The 25,850-nt window shown below is 34.8% G+C and carries 22 protein-coding genes, 1 tRNA gene and 1 pseudogene; 15 read left to right on the forward strand and 9 right to left on the reverse strand.

The window, feature by feature from the left end:
- The first annotated feature begins 13 nt into the window (after positions 1–13).
- The 3 genes from WR164_RS01030 (at position 14) to WR164_RS01040 (ending at position 2,423) form a co-directional block, all read left to right on the forward strand.
- Entirely contained in the window at positions 14–469 is a 456-nt protein-coding gene (locus tag WR164_RS01030; protein WP_286135687.1) for a flavodoxin domain-containing protein, read from the forward strand.
- A gap of 273 nt (positions 470–742) precedes the next feature.
- Positions 743–1,342 carry an aggregation-promoting factor gene (apf, locus tag WR164_RS01035; protein WP_286135688.1) on the forward strand — a complete coding sequence of 200 codons (600 nt, stop codon included), beginning with the start codon at positions 743–745 and terminating at the stop codon, positions 1,340–1,342.
- 208 nt (positions 1,343–1,550) lie between these two features.
- Positions 1,551–2,423, forward strand: coding sequence for a peptidylprolyl isomerase (locus tag WR164_RS01040; RefSeq protein ID WP_286135689.1), 873 nt, complete (start codon positions 1,551–1,553; stop codon positions 2,421–2,423).
- Positions 2,424–3,057: 634 nt separating this feature from the next.
- On the opposite strand, the gene nrdD is transcribed toward WR164_RS01040, so the two are convergent.
- Positions 3,058–5,280 (reverse strand): anaerobic ribonucleoside-triphosphate reductase, encoded by a 2,223-nt coding sequence (gene nrdD / locus WR164_RS01045; protein WP_373876891.1) that lies wholly within the window; start codon positions 5,278–5,280, stop codon positions 3,058–3,060.
- Positions 5,281–5,431: 151 nt separating this feature from the next.
- Between nrdD and WR164_RS01050 the strand changes: the two are divergent.
- Positions 5,432–6,650: pseudogene (locus WR164_RS01050) on the forward strand (NRAMP family divalent metal transporter).
- A 72-nt stretch (positions 6,651–6,722) separates the two neighbouring features.
- Here the strand turns inward: WR164_RS01050 and WR164_RS01055 are convergent.
- Positions 6,723–8,051, reverse strand: a complete 1,329-nt coding sequence (locus tag WR164_RS01055) for a dihydrolipoyl dehydrogenase family protein (protein ID WP_286135691.1) — start codon at positions 8,049–8,051, stop codon at positions 6,723–6,725.
- 61 nt (positions 8,052–8,112) lie between these two features.
- Positions 8,113–8,874 carry an alpha/beta hydrolase family protein gene (locus WR164_RS01060; protein WP_286135692.1) on the reverse strand — a complete coding sequence of 254 codons (762 nt, stop codon included), beginning with the start codon at positions 8,872–8,874 and terminating at the stop codon, positions 8,113–8,115.
- Positions 8,875–9,120: 246 nt separating this feature from the next.
- Between WR164_RS01060 and rpsF the strand changes: the two genes are divergently transcribed.
- From rpsF to WR164_RS01095, 7 genes are all read left to right on the forward strand, one after another.
- The gene (gene rpsF / locus WR164_RS01065) at positions 9,121–9,411 is read left to right on the forward strand and encodes a 30S ribosomal protein S6 (protein WP_286135693.1); all 291 of its coding nucleotides are present in this window, start codon (positions 9,121–9,123) and stop codon (positions 9,409–9,411) included.
- A 38-nt stretch (positions 9,412–9,449) separates the two neighbouring features.
- Positions 9,450–10,028 carry a single-stranded DNA-binding protein gene (ssb, locus tag WR164_RS01070; protein ID WP_286135694.1) on the forward strand — a complete coding sequence of 193 codons (579 nt, stop codon included), beginning with the start codon at positions 9,450–9,452 and terminating at the stop codon, positions 10,026–10,028.
- A 36-nt stretch (positions 10,029–10,064) separates the two neighbouring features.
- Positions 10,065–10,289 carry a 30S ribosomal protein S18 gene (rpsR, locus tag WR164_RS01075; RefSeq protein WP_286135695.1) on the forward strand — a complete coding sequence of 75 codons (225 nt, stop codon included), beginning with the start codon at positions 10,065–10,067 and terminating at the stop codon, positions 10,287–10,289.
- A 129-nt stretch (positions 10,290–10,418) separates the two neighbouring features.
- A complete protein-coding gene (locus WR164_RS01080) occupies positions 10,419–12,467 on the forward strand; it encodes a DHH family phosphoesterase (RefSeq protein ID WP_286135696.1) in 2,049 nt (682 codons plus the stop codon).
- 176 nt (positions 12,468–12,643) lie between these two features.
- Positions 12,644–13,096 (forward strand): 50S ribosomal protein L9, encoded by a 453-nt coding sequence (rplI, locus tag WR164_RS01085; protein WP_286135697.1) that lies wholly within the window; start codon positions 12,644–12,646, stop codon positions 13,094–13,096.
- Positions 13,097–13,174: 78 nt separating this feature from the next.
- On the forward strand, positions 13,175–14,575 hold the full coding sequence (dnaB, locus tag WR164_RS01090; protein ID WP_286135698.1) for a replicative DNA helicase: 1,401 nt from the start codon (positions 13,175–13,177) through the stop codon (positions 14,573–14,575).
- A 51-nt stretch (positions 14,576–14,626) separates the two neighbouring features.
- Positions 14,627–15,796, forward strand: coding sequence for an MFS transporter (locus tag WR164_RS01095; protein WP_286135699.1), 1,170 nt, complete (start codon positions 14,627–14,629; stop codon positions 15,794–15,796).
- A gap of 51 nt (positions 15,797–15,847) precedes the next feature.
- Here WR164_RS01095 and WR164_RS01100 read toward each other — a convergent pair whose 3' ends face one another.
- The 6 genes from WR164_RS01100 to WR164_RS01125 form a co-directional block, all read right to left on the reverse strand.
- On the reverse strand, positions 15,848–16,585 hold the full coding sequence (locus WR164_RS01100) for an amino acid ABC transporter ATP-binding protein (RefSeq protein WP_286135700.1): 738 nt from the start codon (positions 16,583–16,585) through the stop codon (positions 15,848–15,850).
- Positions 16,582–18,033, reverse strand: a complete 1,452-nt coding sequence (locus WR164_RS01105; RefSeq protein ID WP_286135701.1) for an amino acid ABC transporter substrate-binding protein/permease — start codon at positions 18,031–18,033, stop codon at positions 16,582–16,584. The genes WR164_RS01100 and WR164_RS01105 overlap by 4 nt, the downstream gene beginning before the upstream one ends.
- 219 nt (positions 18,034–18,252) lie before the next feature.
- Positions 18,253–18,924, reverse strand: a complete 672-nt coding sequence (locus WR164_RS01110; RefSeq protein WP_286135702.1) for an ABC transporter ATP-binding protein — start codon at positions 18,922–18,924, stop codon at positions 18,253–18,255.
- A 1-nt stretch (position 18,925) separates the two neighbouring features.
- A complete protein-coding gene (locus tag WR164_RS01115; RefSeq protein ID WP_286135703.1) occupies positions 18,926–19,993 on the reverse strand; it encodes an ABC transporter permease in 1,068 nt (355 codons plus the stop codon).
- A 187-nt stretch (positions 19,994–20,180) separates the two neighbouring features.
- Entirely contained in the window at positions 20,181–20,582 is a 402-nt protein-coding gene (locus tag WR164_RS01120; RefSeq protein WP_286135704.1) for a TetR/AcrR family transcriptional regulator, read from the reverse strand.
- A gap of 225 nt (positions 20,583–20,807) precedes the next feature.
- Positions 20,808–20,880, reverse strand: a tRNA-Lys gene (locus WR164_RS01125).
- A gap of 246 nt (positions 20,881–21,126) precedes the next feature.
- Between WR164_RS01125 and yycF the strand changes: the two genes are divergently transcribed.
- The 4 genes from yycF to WR164_RS01145 are packed head-to-tail and all read left to right on the forward strand — an operon-like array spanning position 21,127 to position 25,848.
- Positions 21,127–21,846 carry a response regulator YycF gene (yycF, locus tag WR164_RS01130; RefSeq protein WP_286135705.1) on the forward strand — a complete coding sequence of 240 codons (720 nt, stop codon included), beginning with the start codon at positions 21,127–21,129 and terminating at the stop codon, positions 21,844–21,846.
- Between the two features lie 32 nt (positions 21,847–21,878).
- Positions 21,879–23,714, forward strand: a complete 1,836-nt coding sequence (gene walK / locus WR164_RS01135) for a cell wall metabolism sensor histidine kinase WalK (RefSeq protein ID WP_286135706.1) — start codon at positions 21,879–21,881, stop codon at positions 23,712–23,714.
- A complete protein-coding gene (locus WR164_RS01140) occupies positions 23,704–25,011 on the forward strand; it encodes a YycH family regulatory protein (protein ID WP_286135707.1) in 1,308 nt (435 codons plus the stop codon). Before walK ends, WR164_RS01140 begins: the two co-directional genes overlap by 11 nt.
- Positions 25,012–25,026: 15 nt before the next feature.
- Complete coding sequence (locus WR164_RS01145; RefSeq protein WP_286135709.1) at positions 25,027–25,848, forward strand: two-component system regulatory protein YycI; 822 nt, start codon at positions 25,027–25,029, stop codon at positions 25,846–25,848.
- Positions 25,849–25,850: the final 2 nt, after the last annotated feature.

A 25,850-nucleotide genomic window follows, 5' to 3' on the forward strand; every position in this document is an offset into this window, starting at 1 on the left:
GGGGGACTAAAAAATGAATGCACAAGTTGTATTTGCAACCGTAACCGGTAATAATGAAAAAATTGCCGATATAATATGTAGGAAACTTAAAAAATTAGGCGTTAACGTGAAAGAAATTGAAATGTTTCAAGCCGATGCAGACGAGTTTCAGCATGCAGATATTGGGGTGATTTGCTCCTATACCGACGAAGGCTATTTACCCGATGAAGGTGCCGATTTCTGTGATGATTTAGAACGGCTTGATTTATCCGGATTAGTTTTTGGGGTTGCTGGTTCCGGGGATCCCGTTTACCGTGAACACTACAATTCAGTTGTTGACGATTTATCTGAAATGCTTAACCACGCTCATGCTACTCAGGGTTCCGATAACGTTAAAATTAAATTGACACCTAACCACCAAGACGCGGAAACTTTGAATCAATTTGCTAGTCAATTAGTCAAAGTTGCCAATAAAATCAAGCAAAATTAAAGCATTTATAAAAAATAAAGTTAAAAATGGACTTAAATTGGAAAATTTAAGCCCATTTTTGATAATATTCGATGTTGATGTCATGCTGTTTAACGACACATTTTTTCATGAATGTTACATATATAACATATTCCCCGATTTATTTAATATTCTGGTTATGGCTGTGTAATTTCTATCGTGTAGTATACAAACTGTTGATTGATAAGAAGTCAACAAATATCTGAGAAAATCGTTTTGAAACACGTATGAATTTAACAGGAGGCTATTTTTAATATGTCATTAAGTCATCGAATTAAAAAAATGTTAATTACTACTACTGCTATGGCCGGAATTTTAGTAGCCGGCGCTGGTGCAGCTAGTGCTGCTACAGTTTCTGTTCACTCCGGTGATACTTTATCAAGTATCTCTAGACAAAATAACGTTTCATTATCTTCATTAGAACAAGTTAACAACTTAAGCAATGATTCTATTTTACAAGTTGGCCAACAATTAACTTTACCTGGCACAACTAATGGTCAAACTGCTTCTGCACAAACTACTCAAAGTACTAATTACACTGCACAAGCTCAACAACCACAAACACAAACTACTAGCACTCAAACCCAAGCTCAACCACAAACTCAAACACCACAAGCAAATACTGCTTCTAATAGCGGTGGTTCTGCTTCATCTTGGATTGCATCCCATGAATCTGGTGGTTCATATACCGCTCAAAACGGCCAATACTATGGTAAATACCAATTAGATAAGTCATACTTAAATGGTGATTACTCAGCAGCTAACCAAGAAAGAGTTGCTACCCAATACGCTCAATCACGTTACGGTTCATGGAGTAATGCCCAAGCATTCTGGCAAAGCCACGGCTGGTGGTAGAATCCAGTTATTCATTTATGAATAATAATTAAATCTCAATATACAATTAAAGCTCCCTAAGGCATTAAATGCTTTAGGGAGCTTTTTTATATGAATTAGTAACGATATTATTTGTATGTTACAATTTTAGTTATTGTGCATTATAAATTATTGAAAGGGATGTTGATTTATTAATAAAAAATGGTTAACGGGAATTTCCGTAGCTTTAATGGGTGTATCTTTAGCAGCATGTGGATCTAATAAGCCCATTGCAACTACCAATGGAGGTAAAATAACCCAAAGTGAGTATTATAGTAAAGTTAATAAATCGTCTGCAGGAAAACAAATATTGCAACAAATGATTTTAAATAAAGTTTTAAATAAGGAATATGGCAATAAAGTTACATCTGCAGATATTAATACTAAGTATAATCAATATAAAGCTCAATATGGTGGTTCAGAATCCACATTAAATATGGCATTGCAACAAAGTGGCATGACGAAGGAATCATTAAAGAGTGAAATTAAATCTCAATTGCTTATTCAAGCTGCTGTGAAAGATAATTTGGATTATACAACCAATGATTTAAAAAACCAGTTCAAATCATATCAACCTAAAGTTACAGTTGGTGAAATTTTAGTTACTAATAAACAAGATGCTAATAAAGTTATTAATAAATTAAAATCTGGGGCTAAATTTTCTGATTTAGCTAAACAGTATTCTAAAGATGTTTCAAATAAAAATGATGGCGGGAAATTAGCTCCATTTGATAATACTAATACTGATATGGATCAATCTTTTGTAAAAGCTGCTTATACATTATCTAATAGCAAATATACTGAAAAACCAGTAAAAACAAAAGCTGGGTATCAAGTTATTAAAATGATTAATCACCCTAAAAAGGGTAAATATGAAGATCATATTAATGATTTAAAGGATCAAATTGCTAATAATGTTGTAAATACAGCTTCTAGTAATCCGGAAAGTAGCGCTAAAATCAAGAAAATCATTTCTAAAGTTCTAAAGCGCGGTGGAGTAGAAATTGAAGATAAGAATTTTCAAAATGTCTTATCTGGTTATTTAACGAATAGTACTAAATAATTTTAATGCCTTTTATAAATCAAAAAATTATATTACCGTTCTAAAATATTTATTAGTTTAGAGGATATGATCAGCTATTTTCGTAATATTATCATTATTATCATTACTATTTTTAATTGCTTTTATCATTATTATTACTAATTACTTTAAATTTATTTTAAAATTAAAAGAAAAACAAAAGGAATCTAAACTGAATAATAAAAGAAAAATTTTAAAATATATATTAATTATGATGTTTTTTCTGGGTATTTTTTTGGGTTTATTAATAAATTATTTGATTTTAGTTCAAAATTATTCTTTAGTTGTTATTAATATATTATTGTTATTTATTTTATTAACATTTTTGATCTTTTTTAAATTTATATTTATTTATATAAATAAATTTGATGACCAATATAAAACTGATAAATCGTTATATATGAAAAAAATATTAAAGTATTCTTTAATTCTTATTATTTTAGTATTTTTAATATTTAATTGCTTAATTTTAATGATGAAATTAGTTTAAAATTATGTGTTCTAAAATAGAAATTATAATATTATAGAGTCTTGCAATTATTATATTGTAAGGCTTTTTTATATCAAAAAGGATGTTTCCAATTCATGAATTGAAAACATCCTTTAATCATCTAATCTATACCCTTTGTGTATCGGATTGACGTTTCCGTTCAAAATTAGCAACGTTTGAAATCATACCCGTCGACATGTTCTTCTTTCTTGAAGCAATTTCTAAGTGACGACCGTGAACCATCGGACGTGCTTGTGGATTACCGAGGTATCCACAAACCCGTTTAACAACGTCACAATATTTTGGATCATGATTACCACACTGCGGGCAGACAAAACCTAGTTTGGTTGCTTTAAATTCACCTTTGAAACCACATTTGAAGCACTGATCAATTGAGGTATTGGTTCCAAGATAGCCAACGTGATCGTAGGCCCAATCCCAAACGGCTTCCAATGCCTTTGGATTTTGTTTCAAATTCGGGTATTCACAGTAATGGATAAAGCCGGCACTGGCATAGTGTGGATATGCCTCTTCAAATTCAAGTTTTTGAAATGGAGAAGGCTTTTTTCTGACGTCGTAATGGAAACTATTGGTATAGTATTCTTTATCGGTAATATCTTTAACTTTACCAAATTTCTTAATATCATCTTGGCAGAAAGTATCGGTTAGGGATTCAGCGGGTGTGGAATATAAACTATAGTGATAACCACTTTCCTTACACCATTTTTGGCAGAATTCATTCATTCGTTTAACGATCGAAACGGTGAAAGCGTGGGCCTTAGGATTATGTTCCCAATTAGGACCATAAAAGGTAGTGCCGACTTCGTACAGACCAATGTAGCCTAATGAAACGGTGGCTCGTTCGTGGTTAAATAGTTGGTCGACAGAATCATTTGGCTTTAAGCGTTTGCCGAATGCGCCGTATTCATATAATAATGGAGCCATTTCCGGCTTGGCCTGCTTCGTTCTTTCAATTCGGTAAGCTAATGCCCGGTGACAAGTGCCCATTCGTTCGTCAAAAATTTGCCAGAATAATTTTTGATTGCCGTGGGCTAAGAGGGCAATCCGTGGCAAATTAACGGTAACAACCCCTAGGTTTAAACGACCATCGTTAATAGCCTTGCCATCCTTGTTGACCCATTTAGGTAGAAATGAACGGCAGCCCATGGGGGTCTTGAAATCACCGGTAATTTCCTTGATTTTATCGTACATCAAAATATCAGGATACATTCGATGGGCTGAACATTTAATGGCCAATTGTTTAACGTCATAATTCGGGTCGCTTGGGTTTAGATTCAATCCCCGTTTAATCGTGAAGGTTAACTTAGGGAAAATGGCAGTCCGGTGTTCTTTACCTAGTCCCTTAATTCTGATTTTTAGCATATCCTTTTGGATTTCTTTTTCAAACCAATTGGTACCTAAACCAAAATTAACGGTTGTAAATGGGGTTTGACCCTGTGAAGAATATAGCGTATTGATTTCATATTCTAATGACTGCATCGCATCGTAAATATCCTTTTTAGTTTCAGATTTAGCGTAGTCATGCTGCTTATCTTTAGGAACCCATTTTTGAGCCCGCTTTAAATGCTTTTGATAGTTTAATTTGGCGAATGGAGCGAGAACTTGATCGGCTCGGTTAAATGACAATCCACCATACTGCAAAGATGCAACATTGGCAATGATTTGTGCCACTTGAGCGACCGCCACGTTGATTGATTTGGGCGGTTCCACTTGTGCATTCCCAATTTTAAAACCATGGTTCAACATGTTCTTGAAATCAATCAAAGAACAATTGGTTTCGGGCATTGCTGGTGAATAATCCAGATCGTGCCAGTGAATGTCACCACGTAAATGGGCTTTCGCAACGATGTCAGGTAGCATTTGAAGACCAATTGCACGGCATGCAGCCCCGGCCTGTAAATCCCGTTGGGTGTTGAAGACTTTACTGTTCTTATTAGCATTTTCATGAACAACCCTTGGATCATGATTAAATAATTTGGCAATTCGGTACGGAACACTAGCCGATTTTTTGAAACTTGCTTGCTCATCTTGGAAGTGTTGTTCGTATGCTTTGGCATCGTTTGTTAAATGATGAGCTTTAAAAAATTGATGAAAAGCCGTTCTAATTTTAGTTGTTGGAATGAGCTTTTTATTTTGAAAATTTTTAAATAACTGCCATTTGAATTCAGTTTGTAGATCGCTAGGGACGTTTAGTCGATTTAAAACAAAATCGATTTTGTATTGGTAAAAATTAGTATAATCTCCACCACGTTTGACAATTTTTCCCTTCAATAATTGATTCAAATTAACACTGTTAGCAGTTGCCATTAAAATCGCCGTTCCTTTCATAATTTACTCATGTACACTATATATTGTGCCTAAATTTAGAATAGCACATACATATTGTGGATTAAAGGGTTGTTTTTTTAATTTTTTTGGGCTAGAATTGAAATTCCATTATCAAATTTGAAGTCAAAAAGAGGTCAAGATTAAATTAATTATGTTAAAAAGAACGGTTGCTTTTTTTAAAGTTTTAGGTCCAGGTTTAATGGTCATGTTAGCAGATACAGATGCTGGATGTCTGATTACAGCTGCGCAGTCTGGTGGGATATACAATGATTCTGCCCCAGATTGTGTTAATGCCAATTTTATTTATGGCACAGGAGATGACTGTTCGGCTAGGCATCGTAACTAAAAAGGGTCATGGCCAATTAATCAGGGAGTATTTTGGAATGGGTTGGGCAATCATCGCTGCGGTTACTTTGTTATTATCCGTTGTGGGCGCCCAGTTGACAGAATTAATTGAAATTGCTGGGGTTGGCGAATTGTTCGGCATCTCGCGTTGGATTACCATTCCAATTACGGTGATTGCTTTGATTGCCATGGGCTTTGTCGGTAGTTACCATCGATTCGAACATATTGGTGAGATTGTTGGTTTATTTGAATTAACATTTATTATTGCACTGGTAATGGTTCATCCTAATTTATCCGAAATGGTTCCTAAAATGGGTTCAATCCCGTTTCACAATTCATCTTACATATACTTGGTTGCTGCTAACGTTGGTGCCGTCATCATGCCATGGATGATTTTTTACCAACAAGGAGCGGTAATTGATAAAAAATTAAAACCGAAAATGATTCATAAGGAACAATTGGATACAGCGATTGGGACGGTCATTACGCAGGGAATCATGATTGGATTTATTATTCTATTTGCAGCCACGGTCGGGAAAACCAATTCCCATGCCATATTGAATACGGTTAGTCAATTAGCAACGAGTTTGTCTCCATTCATCGGAAGCACCAGTGCTAAATTGATGATGGGATTAAGCATATTAGGTGGTTCGTTAGTAGCTGCGTTAGTAATTGCTGTTTCTGGAACCTGGGGGATGACCGAAGTTTTAAATTGGCACCATAGTTTGAACGAACCTTTAAATCGCAATAGCCTGGGCTTTTATAGTTTATATGCATTGATTTTTATTGCTGCCGCCATGATGGTTTTAATGAACGTTAATCTTGTTTCACTAGCAATTGGAATTGAAGTAATGAACACTTGGCTTTTGCCAATTGCACTTGGCTTTTTGATTATTTTAGAGGCTGGGGCACTTCCAGATAGGTACCGAATGCACGGTTGGTATCGCTGGTTAACAACGGGATCATGTTTAATCGTGATTCTTTTTGGATTCTATATGTTAGATTCCACTTTAAATTGGTGGTAGTTAATTAAGACAAAATAAAAACTGCATCCAATTTTTGGATGCAGTTTTAATGATTTAATTTTAATTTAAATTTTAAAGATTTGCCCAGACATCGCTTGCAATTGATGGGAAGAGGTAAATCATGCGTTCAACTTGAGCTGGACTTAATTTATATTCTGCAGCTGGTAAGAGTGAATCAATCGTATCGTCAGCTTTATCACTAACTTCAGTCGCACCAACCAGGTGTTTGTCTTGATCAAAAATCAAAGTTAAGTGGGCTGGTTGTTCTTTATCAATTTGTCGATACCAATCACCAGTTAAATTCTTACTGACAACTTTGTATCCCTTTTGTTTAGCTTCATCAACTGAAACACCAAATTTAGCTAGGCGTGGGGATGAGAAGACAACGGTCGGAATGACTGGATAATCAATGGCATCCTTAGTATCACCTGAGAATAGGTGCATTAGGTACTTGGATTGAAATTGAGCAGTCGGTGTTAATTTTGGTTCGTCGGTATCGGCAACATCACCAGAAGCATAGATGCTATCGACACTGGTTCTTAGATGATCGTCAACTTTAATTCCATTAGCATCATATTTAACGCCAACTTTGTCTAACCCGATATTCTTAACGTTAGGATTTCTGCCGGTGGCATCTAAGATCCAGTCGGTTTTAACTTTGTCATCATTATACTTAACGGTTAATTGTGAACCATCTTTTTCAAATGACTTTGGAGTAGCATTCTTAATGAATTTAACACCACGTTGTGATAGGGCATCGAGGGTCTTTTCAACGTATGGTTGGTAGAACTGTCTCAATGCTTTATCATGGTGCATTAAAACGGTGACGTTGGCACCAGATGCATTAGCGATGTCAGCAAATTCAATACTAATGTATCCAGAACCAATGATGGTAAGATTCTTAGGCATATGATCCAGTGCTAAGAAATCTTTACTATCGTGAGCTAAATCACTTCCGGGAATATCCAAATGATTGGAATGAAGGCCGGTGGCAATGACGATGTTCTTAGCGGATTTGGTTTTACCATTTACCTCAACGGTGTGGCCGTCGACTAAAGAACCACGTCCCTTGATAACGTCAATCTTGAAGTGTTTTAATAAACCTTCAATGGCGTTTGGTAAACCATCAATGATTTTATGCTTATGTTGCATGTTCTTATACCAATCAATTGATAAGTCACCATTTAAAATTCCATTCAAACGTTGCTTTTCATGTAACGTTCTAACGGGAGCATCTAAAGCAATTTTGGCATTACAACCCCAATTTGGGCATGTCCCACCAATTTTATCAGCTTCGATGACTCCTAAATGGTAACCTTTGCTAGCTAAAGGAATCGCACCATCAAAAGTACCATGGCCGGCACCTAAATATAAAACATCATAATCATATTGCTTACTCAAAAAAATCCCTCCTAAAGTTAAATGCTGCTTACATCATAAAGACAATTGGAGGTTAGTTCAATTATTTAACATCTAAGAATTTTTTGGTTTCTTTGATTGCTTGGTCATAGCCATTTTCATGGAAACCATGGTCACCATTGTGAATTGGAACCATCTTGGCGTTTTTGTAAATTGAATATGCCTTTTCGCTGTATCCAATATCAACTAAATGATCGTGGGTGCCATGGCAAATTAGGACCGGTCGTTTGAATTCCATAATATGGTAATAAACGTTTAGATTCATTGCAGCTTGAATATATGCTTTGCCAATGTAAATTCCATCAACTCTTAATCGATCCGGAAGATGATTGACATTAAATTTAACATCTTTAATATGACCGTTACGGGCGTCATTTGGAATTGAAAATGCTGGGTAGTATAAAATTAGTTTTGCAATTGCCCGTGGCATTTGATTAGCGACCAATGCTGATACTAATCCACCTTGGGATAATCCCATTAAAATAATTTTTTGCTTATCAATATCTGGTTGTTCCCTGACAAATTGAATGACCTGCTTTAAATCTGCTTCTTCAGTTTTAACACTATTGTTAATTGAATCGCCATCGCTTTGACATTGGGAATTGCCGGAACCACAAAAGTCATATGTAAAAACGGTATAGCCTAATTCAGCTAACGGTTCAGCATATCGAATTGAACCAATGGCACTGGATCCGAATCCATGGCTGATAATAACGGCATGATGGTTGTTAGAATCATCTTGATAGTATTTTCTACCTCTGATTGTTAATTGATTTCTTTTAGTTTCGAAACTTTTGATTTTCATAAAAATCCTCCCATCATGCTTCATTATAACAATAATTTGAAATTAAAACCGGAAGTGAGAAATTAATCCGTTTTTTTACGTACATATATTATGTGTGCCGTTCAAATCAATTCCGTGAAAATCGAAAAATTCATTGAATAATGTAGATTTAAATGCTATTATAAATGATTGTGAGTATAGTTATATACTCTCCTTACTCTTTTAAATTTCACTAAAAGGGTCTGAAGTCCATAAGGAGGTGTAATCATGGAAGAACATAAATATGAAGTTACTTACATCATTCGTCCTGATTTAAACGATGCCGACAAGAAGAAGTTGGTTGACCGTTTTGACAAGATTTTAACTGACAATGGTGCTAAGTTAATTGATTCAAAGGATTGGCAAAAGCGTCGTTTTGCTTACGAAATTGGTAATTATAACGAAGGTATTTACCACGTTATCAATATGACTACTGATCAAAAAGCAGCTTTAGACGAATTTGACCGTCTTGCTAAATATGATGACAATATTTTACGTCATATGATCGTTAGAAGATAATTTTTAATTAAAATTATCGCGGAAAGGAGCATTCAATAATGATTAATCGTACTATTTTAACCGGTAGATTAACACGCGATGTTGATTTACGGTACACACCAAGTGGTACTGCGGTTGGTAACTTCACCTTAGCTTGTGACCGTCAGTTTACCAATCGTGATGGCCAGCGTGATGCTGATTTTATCAATTGTGTAATTTGGCGAAAGTCTGCTGAAAACTTTGCTAATTTTACCCACAAGGGTGCTTTAGTAGGAATTGATGGTCGAATTCAGACCAGAAATTATGAAAATAAGCAGGGGCAACGTGTTTACGTTACTGAAGTTGTCGTTGAAAACTTTGCTTTGCTAGAATCTAGAAATTCACAAAATTCTCAAGGTAACGTTAGCCGTGGCCAATCACAAGGCAATATTAGTACTGGTAATAATGCTCCTCAAGGTAATAACGCTCCTAATCCATTTGATTCATCAAACAATGGTGGATCTAATGGTGGCGGAAATAGTCATCCAACAAATCATAACAATAATAAGGGTAATAATCACAAAGGAGATAACAGCAAAGATCCATTCGCTAATTCTGGTGATAAGATCGATATTTCTGATGATGATTTACCATTTTAACGTTAAAAAAATTTAAATTGCGAGGAGGAATTATTAATGCAACGTAGAGGTCGTCGCCGTAAGGTTGATTACATCGCTGCTAATCATATCGACTACATCGATTATAAAGATGTTAAGTTATTAAGTCGATTTGTATCAGAACGAGGTAAGATTTTACCACGTCGTGTTACTGGCACAAGTGCTAAGAACCAACGTAAACTTACATTAGCAATTAAACGTTCACGTATCATGGGTTTAATGCCATTTGTTACTGAAGACTAATTAATAATCAAACTGGGACTTATTGTTCCAGTTTTTTTATTTTCAAATATATCTGACAAGTCTATTAATGATAAACAGCATTTGAAGTGATAAAATGGTGATAAGCTAATGACTTTAAGAGGAGATATTATGAAAAAGAAATTCTCAAGAAATAATTTGCCACCATTTTTACGAAATTCGACGATGCGTTGGATCATGCTGATTATTTTCGCACTATCGATTTATGGAATTGTGATTTCATTTCTAAGTAATGCGATTTTAGGAATCATTGTCGCAATTATTATTTGCGCTGAAATGGCATATTCGATTAATCGAATGAATGAAATGAGCTTAAAGACCACTAATTACATTTCTGATTTATCGTACCGAATTAAGCGGGGGGAAGAAGAAACCACGCTTGAAATGCCGGTCGGTGTTTTAATTTTAAATGCTTCCGGGGTGATTGAGTGGGTCAATCCATTCTTGCAACCATATTTTGGTGATAAAAATGTTTTAGGTGAAAATATTAGTGACGCTGCTCCCGGTCTGAAATCATTAATCGAACAGTACTGGAATTCTAAGACACCCCAACAAATTAGTTGGAATCACCATCAATTTTCGATGCTAGTTGAAAAAGAATACCGTTCTGTTTATATGATTGATATTACCAGGTACACTAACATTGAAAAGCGTTATGATGATGAAAAAGTAGCATTGGGGCAAATTTTCTTGGATAATTATGATGAAATTACCCAGTCAATGTCCGACCAAGAAATTTCTAATTTGACTAACTACGTCACAAATGAATTAACTTCTTGGGCACGCAGTTTTGGAATTTATTTGAAACAAATTGATGATGACCATTTCTTAATGCTTTTATACCAAAAATCATTAGAAGATGTTGAACGTGATAAATTCCAGATTCTTGATAGCATTCGAGAGCGAACGTCCAAACGGAACTTACCATTGACTTTGAGTATTGGAATTGCTTATGGTGAAACTGATTTAAATGAATTAGCTAATCAAGCTCAAAACGATTTGAACCTTGCCTTAGGACGTGGCGGTGATCAAGTGGTTGTCAAAGCGCTTGACCATAGTGCCAGATTTTACGGTGGTAAAACGAATCCAATGGAAAAAAGAACCCGGGTTCGTGCTCGAATGACTTCTCAAGCTCTCCAAGGATTGATGAAGGAATCAGATCAAATTTTTGTTCAAGGACATCAGCAACCTGATATGGATGCCTTGGGTGCTTGTATGGGAATTAGACGAATTTCTGAAATGAACAAGAAGAAGTGCTGGATTGTCGTTGACGAAAAGAACCTTCATTCTGATGTCCAACGATTATTAAAAGCAGCTCAAGATTATCCAGAAATTAGGGATTCAATTATCTCACCAGAAGAAGCGGTTAAGATTGCAACCGATAGTAGTATTATGATTATGGTTGACCATTCAAGACCATCTATGAATATTTCTTCTGCTTTGTATGATCGATTATCTAACCGTGTCATCGTAATCGATCATCACAGACGAAGCGAAGAATTTCCAAAGGATCCATTGTTGGTTTACATTGAACCGTATGCTTCCTCAACCTGTGAATTGATTACCGAAATGTTTGAATATCAATCCAAGAATGCTGAACCAATCAATAAATTGGAGGCAACCGCAATGCTTGCCGGAATCTTTATTGATACCCAATCATTTTCATCAAGAACGGGGACCAGGACGTTTGATGCCGCCAGTTACCTTCGTTCTGCTGGTGCTGATGCTGAAGAGATGCAGCATTTCATGCGTGAAAATGTTGATGATTACATGAATCGAACCCACTTAATATCAAGTGTTAAATTAATGGGTGATAACCATGAATTAGCGGTTGTAACTGGTGAACAAGATAAAGTTTATGATCCAGTGGTTGCTGCTCAAGCGGCCGATTCATTACTTAAAATGTCTGGAATTGAAGCTTCATTTGTTATTTCCAATCGACCTGATAAACGGGTTGGCATATCTGCCCGTAGTTTAGGCAACGTCAACGTTCAATTAATTATGGAACGGCTTGGCGGTGGTGGTCACTTATCTAGTGGGGCTGCCCAGATTAGTGATAAGAAACCTGAGGACGTTCAAAAGATGTTATTAGATGCCATCAAAGAAGTTAAGAAACAAGAAATTCCTGATGATGACGATGATTCAAAGCAAGACAAATAAATGAAAGGGGGGATTTCCAGTTGACTGGGAATCCTCTTTTCATTTTTAATGGTTATGATATAATAATCACTAGTTAAACAAATGAAATTACTAACCCGTTTTCACTAAATAGTTTTTGATTGAAAATTAATCATTTTGGTGTTAAATTTTGTTAGTAATTAAGGAGTTGAATTAAGATGAAAGTTATTTTCCTACAAGATGTTAAAGGAAAAGGTAAGCGCGGCGAAGTTAAAGAAGTTGCTGATGGGTATGCCCAAAACTTCTTGATTCGTCTTGGCAAAGCCCGTGCAGCTTCTAAGGGTGCCATGAGTAAGTTAAATGCTGAAAAGCGTGCTGATTCTGAAGAAGAACAAGCTGAATTAGACCGTGCTAAGAATCTTAAGACAAAGCTTGAAGATGACAAGACAGTCGTTCAATTATCTGCCAAGTCTGGTAAAGATGGCAGATTATTTGGCTCCATTACTAGTAAACAAATTGTTCAAAGTTTAAAGAAACAATTTAATATTCAAGTTAATAAGAAAAAAGTTGAATTAAGTTCACCAATTAGATCATTGGGCTACACTAATGTTCCCGTTAAACTACATCATCAAGTTACTGCCAATATTAGAGTCCATGTTGCTGAAAAATAAATTTCGACTGTTAATGATATAAAAGGGGCTGGAATATTTTTCAGCTCTTTTTGATTGAATTTAAAGTAGAGGAATAGTATGAGTAATCAAATTTTGAACAGTCAAACCCCGCCACAAAATGTTGATGCAGAGAAGGCCGTTTTAGGTGCGATCTTTTTGAATCAGGATGCATTAGGGGATGCGATGGCAATTGTTCAACCGGATGACTTTTATAAACATGCCCACCGAATTATTTTCGGTGCAATGGTTCACCTGTTTAATAAAGATGAAGCAATTGATGCGGTCACAATGTCTAACTACTTAAAGTCACAGAAAAACATTGAAGATGCTGGTGGAATTCAATACATTGCTGAATTGGCCGATTCCGTTCCAACCGCGTCTAATGTGACTTACTATGCTAAAATTGTTAGAGAAAAATCAATTTCTAGAAATTTAATTAAAACAGCGACTAACATTGTTTCCAAAAGTTATTCCCAAAAAGAAGACGTTAACGATTTATTAGATGATGCTGAACGAGATATTTTAAACGTTGCATCTGATCGTAATAACAGTGGTTTTAAGTCAATCGAAGACGTTTTAAGCAATGCTTTAAATGATGTTGATAAATTATCTAAGAATAATAGTGACGTGACCGGTTTATCGACTGGCTATCCGGCCTTAGATAAATTAACTACCGGTCTGCATGACGATGAACTAGTGATTATTGCCGCAAGGCCGGCCGTTGGTAAAACGGCATTTGCCTTGAACATTGCTCAAAATGTTGGGACTAAAACTGACAAGAACGTTGCCATTTTTAGTCTAGAAATGAGTGCAGAATCACTAGTTAATCGTATGATTTGTGCTGAGGGTAGTATTGACGCTAATCATTTAAGGACGGGGCAACTGACCCCTGAAGACTGGCATAATATGATCGTTGCCATTGGCAGTCTATCCAATGCGAATATTTTTATTGATGATACTGCTGGCATTAACATTGCTGACATTCGAGCTAAAAGTCGCCGTTTAGCAAAAGAAAATGGTGGTTTAGGTTTAATTATCGTCGATTACTTACAGTTGATCGAAGGAACCGATAAAGAAAACAGACAGCAGGAAGTTTCTGGCATTTCAAGGCAATTAAAGAAATTGTCAAAAGAACTTCATGTCCCCATCATTGCATTATCACAATTATCACGTGGCGTTGAACAACGTCAGGATAAACGACCGGTTTTATCAGATATCAGAGAATCTGGTTCAATTGAGCAGGATGCGGATATCGTATCTTTCTTATACCGAAAAGATTATTATGAACATGACGATGATGACGACGATAGTAATAAAAAAGGTAACGCTGATGACAATGACGTCAGTGAAGTTGAAGTGATTGTCGAAAAGAATCGTTCGGGTCCGCGTGGAACCGTTAAATTAGCGTTTATTAAATCACATAATAAATTCTCTTCAATTGCATATTCACAGCAGGGTCCAGGGATCCCTGGAAATTAATTTAATTCCTAGTTTTTAACTAGGAATTTTTTTATAGATTGGACGATGTAGATGAAAGAAATTAAATTATTCTGGCTTGTAATCGGTTCGCTGATTAACAACATTGCAATTAGTTGTGTCTGGCCCCTTACTAGTATTTATATGCATAATGCACTTGGTAAGTCTTTAACTGAAGTGGGTGTTGTGCTTCTTTTGTATTCTGGAAGTAACGTTTTAGGAAGCTATATTACTGGTAAACTATTCGATTACGTTAATGATTACCGGTTAACAATTTATGGAATCATACTTTCGATTTTAATTTCAATTAGTTTGGTAATGTTTCACGGTTGGCCGGCATACCCAATTGGTTTAATTGGCTTCGGCTTTACAACCGGCTGGACATATACAATGATTAATTCCTTAGGAACGACAATTCATCATAAATCTGGCAACTATGTCTATAACATGATTTATATGGGTCAGAACTTAGGAGTAGTCATCGGAACTAGTGTGGTTGGTTTTCTTTATAACACCGGTGTGGGAGCAATTTTTATTTTTAATACTGTTGTAATTACCATCTTTTTGGCAATTGCGATTTTGTTCTACCAAACGCCAAAAGTAAATGTTAAAAAGAAAAAAGCGGCCATTCAAAATGTTAAAATGCCACACGTTAATTGGATTGTAGTCATGACGTTATTTGTTAGTTTAGCAGCCGCTTGGGTTGTTTATGAACAATGGGTCAGTAATTTATCTGTCTACATGCTTAGTTTAGGAATTCCAATGAGGGATTATAGTTATTTATGGACGATTAATGCTGCTTTAATTGTTATTTTCCAAATGATTATTACGAGATTTAGTAAGTATTTTCATAACTTGTACCATCAAGTTTATTTTGGCTATCTATTTATTGGCTTTTCTTTCTTAATTTTAATTTTTGCCAGGCATTATGGAATGTTCTTGCTTGCAATGGTTGTATTGACCTTAGGCGAATCCACTGCATTTCCAGCCATTCCAGCAATTATTAACAATTTAACCCCACTTCCAATTAAAGGAAAGTATCAGGGATTAAACAATGCCTGGGCTTCAGCCGGAAAAGCGTTAGGTCCGTTGATTGGTGGCATTATTATTGATAATATTTCATACATCAGTTTATTTGCGGTTTCATTTGTTACATGTTTAATTATGACCATTTTATCAATTTTATTAATTCATCCACATTTGAAACAATTAAACCAAAAATAGCGTCCGTTCAAATTAATGAACGAACGCTATTTTGATATTTTTAAACAATGACTATGCTTGCAAAACCTTGTTTAAGAATGTTTTTAACCTTGGATTAGTGGGATGATTAAACATATGGTCAGGGGTGCCTTCCTCTAAGATTTTACCATCGTCAACGAAGACGATACGGTCGGCAACTTCCTTGGCAAATCCCATTTCATGGGTAACAACCACCATGGTCATACCTTCCTTTGCCAATTTCTTCATGACATCTAAGACATCAGCTACCATTTCTGGATCCAATGCACTGGTTGGTTCATCAAAAAGCATTAGTTTAGGGTTCATAGCAAGTGCTCTAGCAATGGCGATTCGTTGTTGTTGACCACCAGATAGTTGTGGAATTTTGTAGTTAAATTTATCATCAAGGCCAACTAATTTTAAGAGGCGGTGAGCATTTGCTTCCGCTTCTTTTTTGGTTTGTTTTTTTAATTCAACCGGTGCCAGCATAATATTTTGGGCGACGGTTAAATTATTAAAGAGGTTAAAATGCTGGAATACCATTCCAACGTTTTCCCTTACTTTATTAATGTTAACGTCTTTTTTAGCAATGTCTAACCCATTAATGATAACTGAACCTGAAGTAGGGGCATCTAGACGGTTTAAGGCCCTTAATAACGTACTTTTACCAGCACCAGATGGCCCAATAATAACGACAACTTCATTATTATTAACGTGAAAATCAATATCTTTCAGGATATGGTGCTTACCATAATTTTTGTATAGGTGGGATACTTTAATTAATTGACTCATAGTTTGTAGCTCCTTTTAATCCAGTTAGAAATCCATGTTAAGACGGTAATAATGATTAAATACATAATCGCAACGATGGTCCAAACTTTGAAACCTTGTAGATTTCTAGCAATGATAATCTTACCAGTTTGGGTTAGTTCTAAGATTCCAATAACTGAAAGGATCGATGTATCCTTTAATGTGATGATTAGTTGGTTAACAAACGATGGAATAATTAATCTAATTCCCTGCGGTAAGATAATCTTTCGCATTGCTTTACCAAACGGGAGGCCAAGGCTTCTGGCCGCTTCCATTTGACCTGTATCAACGGATTGAATACCACCCTTAGTGAACGCAGCAATGTATGCACCTTCATTGAACATCAATGTAATTACACCGGCAACGAATGCAGGAACCTTGGTTCCAGTTAAACTCGGGATTCCAGTGTAAATAAAGAGTGCTAATACTAGTAATGGTAAACCTCTAAAAATGTAGATAACGGTTGTTGATACACCCTGGCAGAATTTGTTTGGTAAGACACCTAAAAGCCCGAAGATTAAGCCAAAGAGGGTTGCAAAGAAGATTGAAACAATGGTTAGCCAAAGGGTCTCCATTAAACCATTGAATAGGACGGTCTTATTTTGTTTGATTAAGCCAAAAAAGCTATTATCTTCACCCATCGGCGTGCCGCCTTTACCATTCAAGTATTTATCGACGATTTTTTGGTATTCACCGGTTTTTTTGATGTGAGCTAAACCATTGTTGAATTTAGTAAGCAAAACTTTATTTTTACCCTTATCAACGGCAAATCCATATGGTCCACTCATGGCAGGTTTAGTGATGATTTTTAATTTTAATCCCTGTTTGATGCCATATTGCATGACGGGACTATCATCAAAACATGCTGCTGAATTACCAGTCATTACATCTTGATACATGTCATTGGATTGATCAAATGTGGTCACTTTAAAACCATATTTATTTTTAATTTTATCAGCATATTCGGCGCCTTCAGTTCCAGTTTTAACAGCAACTTTTTTACCACGGAGTTGATTTAAACTCTTAATGTCACTCCCTGGTTTAACGGCGGTGACGACACCAGATTCAAAGTATGGCTTTGAAAAATCAAAGGTGGCTTTTCTTTGGGGAGTAATTGACATTCCGGCAATCATCCCATCAAGTTGTCCTGATTGAGTCGCCTGAATGGCACCATTGAAACTAGTTGGCTTAATATTGACTTTAAAACCCTGATCCTTAGCAATAGCATTTAAAATATCAATATCAATCCCAACGTATTTGTTTTGGCTATTAGCAAATTCAAATGGCGGGAAGGTAACATCAGTCCCAATTTGATATGTCGGCTCGCCAGCAGCCTTAACTGAATTCTGATTACCCATTAAAGACAGACAGCTAAAACTAATGATGGCAATTAAACTACCTAACGCCCATTTCCAAAAACGCTTTTTCATATCTTCTCATTCCTCACATGTTATTAAATATTACATATACTTGTTAATTAATATGATATCAAATTAATTATTAATTGTATATTAAATTTTCTTATCTGTCTTTTAAATTAAATGTTATTAATAATTACATTTAGCTGGTGTCATCGCATTTATCAACTAAAACGGCCGCAATAAAAAAACATGGAATTAATTTCTAATTCCATGTTCTAACGGTAATGTTTAAGCTTTGGTAATTTGACCATCAATGATTTGATAATGTTGATCGGCAAATTGAGTTAATCTTAAATCGTGAGTAACAACGATAATTAGTTTATTGTCTTTTTGGGCGAGTTGTTTGAACATCTTCATAACTTTAAATGCACGGGCTGAATCTAATGAAGCCGTGGGTTCATCAGCTAAAATGATTTGCGGGTTAGTGTATAAAGCCCTAGCAATTGCAACCCGCTGCTTTTGACCACCTGATAATTCGTCTGGATATTGTTGATTTAATTTTTGGATGCCTAATTCATCGACAATCCATTTCCAGAGTTTAGGTCCAACATTATTATCCTTTTTAACTTTATGAACCAACTGAAATTGTTCTTCAACTTTTAAATAGGGCAATAAATTGTATGATTGAAGAATAAATCCTAAAGTATTTAAACGAAATTTTTCCTTTTCCTTTTTATTTAAATTTTGGTATGAATGATGATTGATCAATAGTTTCCCAGATGTTGGGGTTAAAAGTCCACCAATGATTTCCAAAAAAGTGCTTTTACCAGCACCTGATGGTCCGGTAATTGTAATGAAATTACCATTATCGGCCTTAAATTGAATGTCTTTTAATGCGTAGGTTTTAGTCGTTCCATTTTGGTAAATTTTGCTGATATTTTTCATTTCAATTGTTGACATTTTAATTTCCTCCAATTGCTTTAGCTGGATCAATTTTCATGATGGATCTCGTTGGAATAATGGATCCGATGATTGACATTAAAATGATTAATCCAGCGGCACCAAAAATTAGTGGATAGTTAAAAATAATTGGGACTGCAGATGGGATAATCATGGCTGTTAAACCGGTTAAAATTCCACTGATTATAATTCCTAAAATTGTAATTAATAATGATTGGCCGATGACATTTTTCACTAAATACTTAGTAGCAATTCCCTGAACTTTTAAAACGGCAAAGTATGGGATCTTTTGCATTGTTAGGATGTATAGGAAAATAGCGATAATAATAACGGTAATTAATAGTAGGAAGCCAATCATGAAAATAAAGGTGCTATTTTGAGCACTGTATCCAGGAATTTTCTGAATCATTTGCTGAATTGATATTTTTTCTAATCCGTTGATTTTACCTTGCTTTAGATTATGCTTCATGATGACTGCACTGATGTTATTGACGTTTCTTGAACCGAACTTAACTTTTCTAAAATCACCCATGGATGAGTAGATGACGGGAGCAACGTTTAATTTTGCATTTTTAGTAATCCCAACGATTTTGAAAGTCGGGGAATTATTGCTTACTTTGAAATGATCGCCCAAATGGTAGCCGTTATTTTGCACCATGCTTTGGTCAACGATGACTTCATTTTGATGCTTGAATTTTCGTCCTTGAATGATATTAACGTTTTGATAAATAAATTGATTACTATTAATGCCGACCATGCTGGCTGAAGTTTTTTGGTTCTTCTTTTGAGCGTTAACGCTGATTTGGCCGATTTGAGCTTGACCAGGTTGAGATTTGATTTGCTTGGCTTGATTAGAAGTAATGGTTGATTGTTGTAAGGCACCATCAGCGTCACTGTTTAAAACAACTTGATTAGCATTCCATGAATCAATTGCCTGGCGGTTTGATTCTGCTAAACCGTATGCCAAACCGGTTAAAACAAAGATTAGGTATGCAATTAAAACGATAACTGTAATGATTAAACCATATCTAAATTTTGAATGCTTCATTTCTTTGATTGCTAAAAACATTTTTAATCATTCCTTTCATTAATTAAGCCTTTTTTGACCGTAGATATTATAATCTTTAATTGTTTTAGTGATTGATTAATATTTTGACCCATTAGGATTTGTTTAGTGGTTTCATGACTAGCAAGGGTAATAAATTTAATTACTGCTGAAACTACTTCGGAATCTTTAATTTGTTTTTGATTGACAATTAATTTTTCATACGCTTGGTTTTATGAATTGATCCTGAAAGATAATACTGGTTGTATTTAAGGTAAAGTTTATAAAAATCTTTATACTTTGAATGGTTTAATTCTTTTGCAAACTTTTTTGTATACTGGTAAAAAGAATTTAATGTGTCTTTTGGTGAACTAGAAATTTCTTGATAAAGGTCGGCATGCACTGTTTGCATGACGCAATCGAAAGTATAGCGATAGCTATCTTCTAGATTATCAAAGTACTTGTAGAAGGATCCGCGAGCAATATTAGCTGAAACGATGATCCGCGATACTTTCGCTTTTGAAACCGGGAATTTGGAAAATTCTTTTAATAGTGAGTTAAAAATATGGTCTTGCTTTTCTGAATTTAGATTCTTAAAAGTTATTTTAGGCATTGATAATCACACTCCATTTAATTTTAGTGACACTATGTCATTATAAAGTCAAAAAATAAAAATGACACAGTGTCATTTAAAGATTAACTGTAGTATATCAATTTGGTGACATAGTGTCAACATAATATACTTCTTCTTTTCTATTGATTTATTTAATTTATTAAGTTGATTTTACAAATAAAAAAAGCAATCACTAAAAAGTGATTGCTTACCGAATTTATGTGATGGGCTGTCAGGGGCTCGAACCCTGGACCCACGGATTAAGAGTCCGTTGCTCTACCAACTGAGCTAACAGCCCATAAATTTGCATCGCCATCAGACGACATATATTATAATATCACGTGGACATTATATTTGCAACCATTCATTTAAATTTTTTTCAAATTGATTTGTACTTAAATGAACATCAACTGGCTACGTGCTATAATTATTAATTGGATGACAGTATTATGCTATCCATTAAATTATGAACATAAAACAAAATTTAAAATAAAAAATAAATTTAATCAAAAGAAAACGAAAAACCCTTTAAAGGAGAATGTATATGGCTAAGAAAAAAATACTAGTTGTTGATGATGAAAAACCCATCACCGATATCGAAAAATTTAATTTGAAAAAAGAAGGCTATGACGTTGTCGTTGCATACGATGGTGAAGAAGCCTTGAAAAAAGTTAAGGATGATAATCCAGATTTGATTATCTTAGATTTGATGTTACCTAAAATTGATGGCTTAGATGTTGCAAGGGAAGTTCGAAAGACCCATGACATGCCAATCATTATGGTAACTGCCAAGGATTCTGAACTTGATAAGGTTTTAGGATTGGAATTAGGTGCTGATGATTATGTTACTAAACCATTTTCAAACCGTGAATTGGTAGCACGGGTTAAAGCTAATCTAAGACGTCAAACCACAAATGAAAATAACAGTCAAAGTCCTGATAAGAAAAATCAGGATATTAAAATTGGCGATTTAGTCATTCATCCCGAAGCATATTCAGTGACTAAAAGGGGTAAAAACATTGATTTAACCCACCGTGAATTTGAATTACTTCATTATCTAGCTGAACATATGGGCCAAGTAATGACCAGGGAACACCTACTCCAAACCGTTTGGGGCTATGATTATTTCGGTGATGTTAGAACCGTTGATGTTACCGTTCGTCGTTTGAGAGAAAAAGTTGAAGATAACCCTAGTCATCCAATTTGGTTAATTACTAGACGTGGAGTAGGGTATTATTTAAGAAATACTGATAATACTAAATGATTGTCTACATTAATTAAGGAGTAATTTTGAAGTTGAATAATAAACTTAGATTTTTTAGATCCATTCACTTTAAAATTGCACTGGTTTTTGCTCTAATGTTGTTAATGACTTTAGAAATCGTTGGTGCAGTTTTTGTTAATCAACTTGAACAAAATAATTTGTCTAATTTCAAAAGTAGTATTCAACCCAAACAGTACTTATCGAATTCTTTGGCTCAAAAATTAACGATGAAGAATACTAAAAAGGCTAACGATGAAATTAATTCACTATTAACTGATTATAATAATGGCAATTCAACCGTTATTTATGTAACGGACGCTAATAATACGATTCGTGGTAGTAATAGTGATCAATTCAAGATTAACCAAAAGGGGCCATATAGCGAAGTCAAAAGTGTTTTAGCTGGTGGTCACTTTGTAAAGAAATCAACGATTGATGGTAGTGATAATAATCGCTATTACACTATTATTTCACCATTAACCCGGAACCAAAATAACCAACCAGTTGGTGCGATTTTTATTCGTGGAAATCTAACCCCAATCTATAATGATATTACTGGGGTTACTAAAATTTACTTGGCAGCCGCAGTGATTGCAATCATGTTAGGAATCATTATTGCAATTGTTATTTCGCGTGCAATTACAAGACCAATTGATGAAATGAAGAAGCAAACTCAACAGATTGCCCGTGGTGATTATTCTGGGCATGTTGATATTTATGGTGATGATGAATTAGGTGATTTGGCTGATTCCATTAATACGCTATCCTATAAGATTGAAGAATCACAGGAATCAACTGAGTCTGAACGAAGACGACTAGACTCTGTTTTGACTAACATGACCGATGGGGTCTTAGCGACAGATCGTCGTGGCAATATCATCATTGCGAATGACAAAGCCTATGATTTCTTGAATCAAAATGAAGAAAATGTGATTGGACATTCCATTTTAAGTACGCTTGGCATTCAAAAGAAATATACATTAAGACAGTTATTGGAAAATCCAAAGGAAATTACGTTGAACTTCTCTAACAGTAGCCGTGATTTGATTTTGCATACCCAATTTTCTTTAATTCGACATGAATCTGGTTTTATCAGTGGATTAGTATGTGTCCTTCATGATATTACCGAACAACAGAAAATCGATGCTGATCGTAAACAGTTCGTATCCAACGTTTCACATGAACTTAGAACGCCACTGACAAGTGTTCATTCCTATTTAGAAACATTAATGGAAGGCGCTTGGAAAGATAAAGAATTTGCACCTCATTTTATTGGTGTGGCTCAGAATGAAACCAATCGAATGATTAGAATGGTTCGTGATTTACTAACTTTGTCCAGAATTGATTCCAATACACAGAAGCTCAATATGGAAATGGTTAATATCAATGAATTGTTTAATTACATTTTGAAACAATTTGATATGATCATTAAGAATAAAAAAACCAAGGGTTCATATAAAATTAAAAAAGAGATTACTAAGGATGATCTCTGGGTAGAATTAGATACCGACCGCTTTACCCAGGTTATTGATAACATTATGAATAATGCAATGAAATATTCACCAGACGGCGGAACCATTACTTGTCGGTTATATGAAAATAATAACCATGTCATGCTAAGTATTTCAGATCAAGGAATGGGAATTCCAAAGCAAGCATTGCCACATATCTTTGAACGATTTTATCGTGTTGATAAGGCCCGTTCTAGAAAGCAGGGTGGCAGTGGCTTAGGGTTAGCCATTTCGAAAGAAGTCATTAATTCATTAGGCGGTAAGATATGGGTTGAAAGTAAGGAACATCATGGGTCAACCTTCTATATTTCACTTCCTTATGAACCAATGAAGGAGGATTTGTGGGATGAAGATTAAAGATTACTTATTAACATTCCTACTAGCAGGAACCATTATTGTTAGTATCGTTTTGTCGACCATCCTTTGGTACAATCCTGCTTATTATCAAAAGAACCGTTCTAGTGAAGTTAATAATTCCAAAGTGTCGATTACAACCCATTCCTTGTCTTATATTTATGCACCGTCCCAGGTGATTAAAACTAATTCGGATGGCAAACAGAATATGTTGACTAATCGATCGGTTAACTTGGTTGATGGCATCTTAAATCAATTGAATGACTACCACCAAGCTAAATTTTCTAATGATCAACAAAAATCGAAAAGTAATTATTTTAAAATCTTAAACCGGCCGAATTCGCTGATGCTGAATTATTCTAGTTCAATTAATACTAAAATTTTTAGTAAAATCATGGATAATTCTAAAATTCATAATCAATTGAGTAATTTTCCTGATCATTCGATTAACAGAATCGTTATTCCAACTGATGATGCTGATAATATTTATTTACTATCCGATCATAATTTTACAATTTACAGAATTACTGTTAATCACCATCCCTTGAAGAAACTTAACAAGGAACTGAGCGGTAATAGTATTAAACGGATTCCAATTCAGATGACAGATCGTAATAATATTCCGTTTATTCAATTTACAAAGGATATTTCAATGCCACAATATGGTTATATTATTAATAAGCAGAATATTAGTTACTATGCAAGCTATTTAAACTTCTCGTCTAATTCTAAGACCAATCGTAACCGAACTGTATATGACAGTAATTCTAGACAGTTAGAAGCAAACGATAAAAGTTCGCAAGTGATTTATTCGACTGCCCAGGATAATATGCAGACTGATAGTACCGATGAATTTTTAAGAAATGCCTATCATAATATTATTCAATTGGGATTAAATTTAGATAATGTCCATTTTTATAGTTATAATCATAGCAAGAAATCAATTGATTATAGATACTTTGTTGAAGGTTTCCCCATTCTAGGAAATGAACCATGGGGTGTTATTAAGGTTGAAGCTCAATACAACAATGACGTTCGATATTACTTCTCTTTGAATGATTTAGAGGTTCCGGTTCCAACGGGACGTGCCAACATTGTGTTACCTTCGACTGATAAAGTCTTTAATAATTTGAGAGCTGCTGGATATGATCCTAACCGTGTTTCTGATGTTGAGATTGGTTATAATTCCGGTCCAAATACGCATCAAAATTCAAATATTTTGATTAATTTAAAACCTAGTTTATATATAAAATATAATGGAAAATGGATGACTTATAATCATATGCTATACCACAATTAAAGGAGTTGGTTTCGAGTGGATTTTAAAAGAATCGAGTGGATTTTTTTAATTACCTTTGCCGTCATTGATTTTTTCCTGTTTGCAATCGTCAGGCAGAACCGTAATATTCAAAATGAAAGCATCAATCAAGATAGTTCGACCGCAACGATTATTAAGGATATGCGGGATGATCAAATTTCGGTTGGTAACGTTTCAGATAAAACTCCTTATGGTTACTATATTTCGGCAACCCAAAATAATTCACTCAAATCAGCTTTACGTTCGAATCAGCTCTATAATCAAACCGTTAGTTTTAATGGCAACAAGTTACACAGTAGCTTTAAACGTCAATACGTGATTACTGATAAAAAGCATCCTGAAAATACCGCCAATAAAATTTTAACTAATACTAAGTTAATTCAATTTGGCAAAAATTATTCATATAATGCTAACCTTTCAACCAATAATGAGATTGTTTATACTGAAAATGCTGAAAATCGTTACCTATATTCCAAGGAAGCCCAAATTAAATTTAAAGTTAATAAGGGCGTTTTAACTGGTTATTCTCAAACGTATTTGAACATGGTTAATCCTTTGCGTGAAGGTACGAAAGCACTGTCTGGTAGAAAGGCTTTGGCAATTTTATACCAAAATAATAACATTCCAAGTAATTCTAAAATTGAATGGATTGATTTAGCATATACTAAATTATTAACCATGAAGAACAATATTATTTTTGTTCCAACTTGGATCGTTGTTTATAAGACGAATAATTCTGAAACATTGCAAATGAATGAAGTCAATGCTTTTAACGGAACCGTGTTGAAGAATGAAAATACAAGTACAGTTTCTAATTAGTA

It is taken from the genome of Philodulcilactobacillus myokonensis, from assembly GCF_027923585.1.
GTDB lineage: Bacteria > Bacillota > Bacilli > Lactobacillales > Lactobacillaceae > Philodulcilactobacillus > Philodulcilactobacillus myokonensis.

Excerpts from the sequence above, each read along its gene's own strand:
- WR164_RS01030 (WP_286135687.1), top strand. The coding sequence starts at position 14 with ATGAATGCACAAGTTGTATTTGCAACCGTAACCGGTAATAATGAAAAA.
- apf (WP_286135688.1), top strand. The coding sequence starts at position 743 with ATGTCATTAAGTCATCGAATTAAAAAAATGTTAATTACTACTACTGCT.
- WR164_RS01040 (WP_286135689.1), top strand. The coding sequence starts at position 1,551 with ATGGGTGTATCTTTAGCAGCATGTGGATCTAATAAGCCCATTGCAACT.
- nrdD (WP_373876891.1), bottom strand. The coding sequence starts at position 5,280 with ATGAAAGGAACGGCGATTTTAATGGCAACTGCTAACAGTGTTAATTTG.
- WR164_RS01060 (WP_286135692.1), bottom strand. The coding sequence starts at position 8,874 with ATGAAAATCAAAAGTTTCGAAACTAAAAGAAATCAATTAACAATCAGA.
- rpsF (WP_286135693.1), top strand. The coding sequence starts at position 9,121 with ATGGAAGAACATAAATATGAAGTTACTTACATCATTCGTCCTGATTTA.
- ssb (WP_286135694.1), top strand. The coding sequence starts at position 9,450 with ATGATTAATCGTACTATTTTAACCGGTAGATTAACACGCGATGTTGAT.
- rpsR (WP_286135695.1), top strand. The coding sequence starts at position 10,065 with ATGCAACGTAGAGGTCGTCGCCGTAAGGTTGATTACATCGCTGCTAAT.
- WR164_RS01080 (WP_286135696.1), top strand. The coding sequence starts at position 10,419 with ATGAAAAAGAAATTCTCAAGAAATAATTTGCCACCATTTTTACGAAAT.
- rplI (WP_286135697.1), top strand. The coding sequence starts at position 12,644 with ATGAAAGTTATTTTCCTACAAGATGTTAAAGGAAAAGGTAAGCGCGGC.
- dnaB (WP_286135698.1), top strand. The coding sequence starts at position 13,175 with ATGAGTAATCAAATTTTGAACAGTCAAACCCCGCCACAAAATGTTGAT.
- WR164_RS01095 (WP_286135699.1), top strand. The coding sequence starts at position 14,627 with ATGAAAGAAATTAAATTATTCTGGCTTGTAATCGGTTCGCTGATTAAC.
- WR164_RS01100 (WP_286135700.1), bottom strand. The coding sequence starts at position 16,585 with ATGAGTCAATTAATTAAAGTATCCCACCTATACAAAAATTATGGTAAG.
- WR164_RS01105 (WP_286135701.1), bottom strand. The coding sequence starts at position 18,033 with ATGAAAAAGCGTTTTTGGAAATGGGCGTTAGGTAGTTTAATTGCCATC.
- WR164_RS01110 (WP_286135702.1), bottom strand. The coding sequence starts at position 18,924 with ATGTCAACAATTGAAATGAAAAATATCAGCAAAATTTACCAAAATGGA.
- WR164_RS01115 (WP_286135703.1), bottom strand. The coding sequence starts at position 19,993 with ATGTTTTTAGCAATCAAAGAAATGAAGCATTCAAAATTTAGATATGGT.
- WR164_RS01120 (WP_286135704.1), bottom strand. The coding sequence starts at position 20,582 with ATGCCTAAAATAACTTTTAAGAATCTAAATTCAGAAAAGCAAGACCAT.
- yycF (WP_286135705.1), top strand. The coding sequence starts at position 21,127 with ATGGCTAAGAAAAAAATACTAGTTGTTGATGATGAAAAACCCATCACC.
- WR164_RS01140 (WP_286135707.1), top strand. The coding sequence starts at position 23,704 with ATGAAGATTAAAGATTACTTATTAACATTCCTACTAGCAGGAACCATT.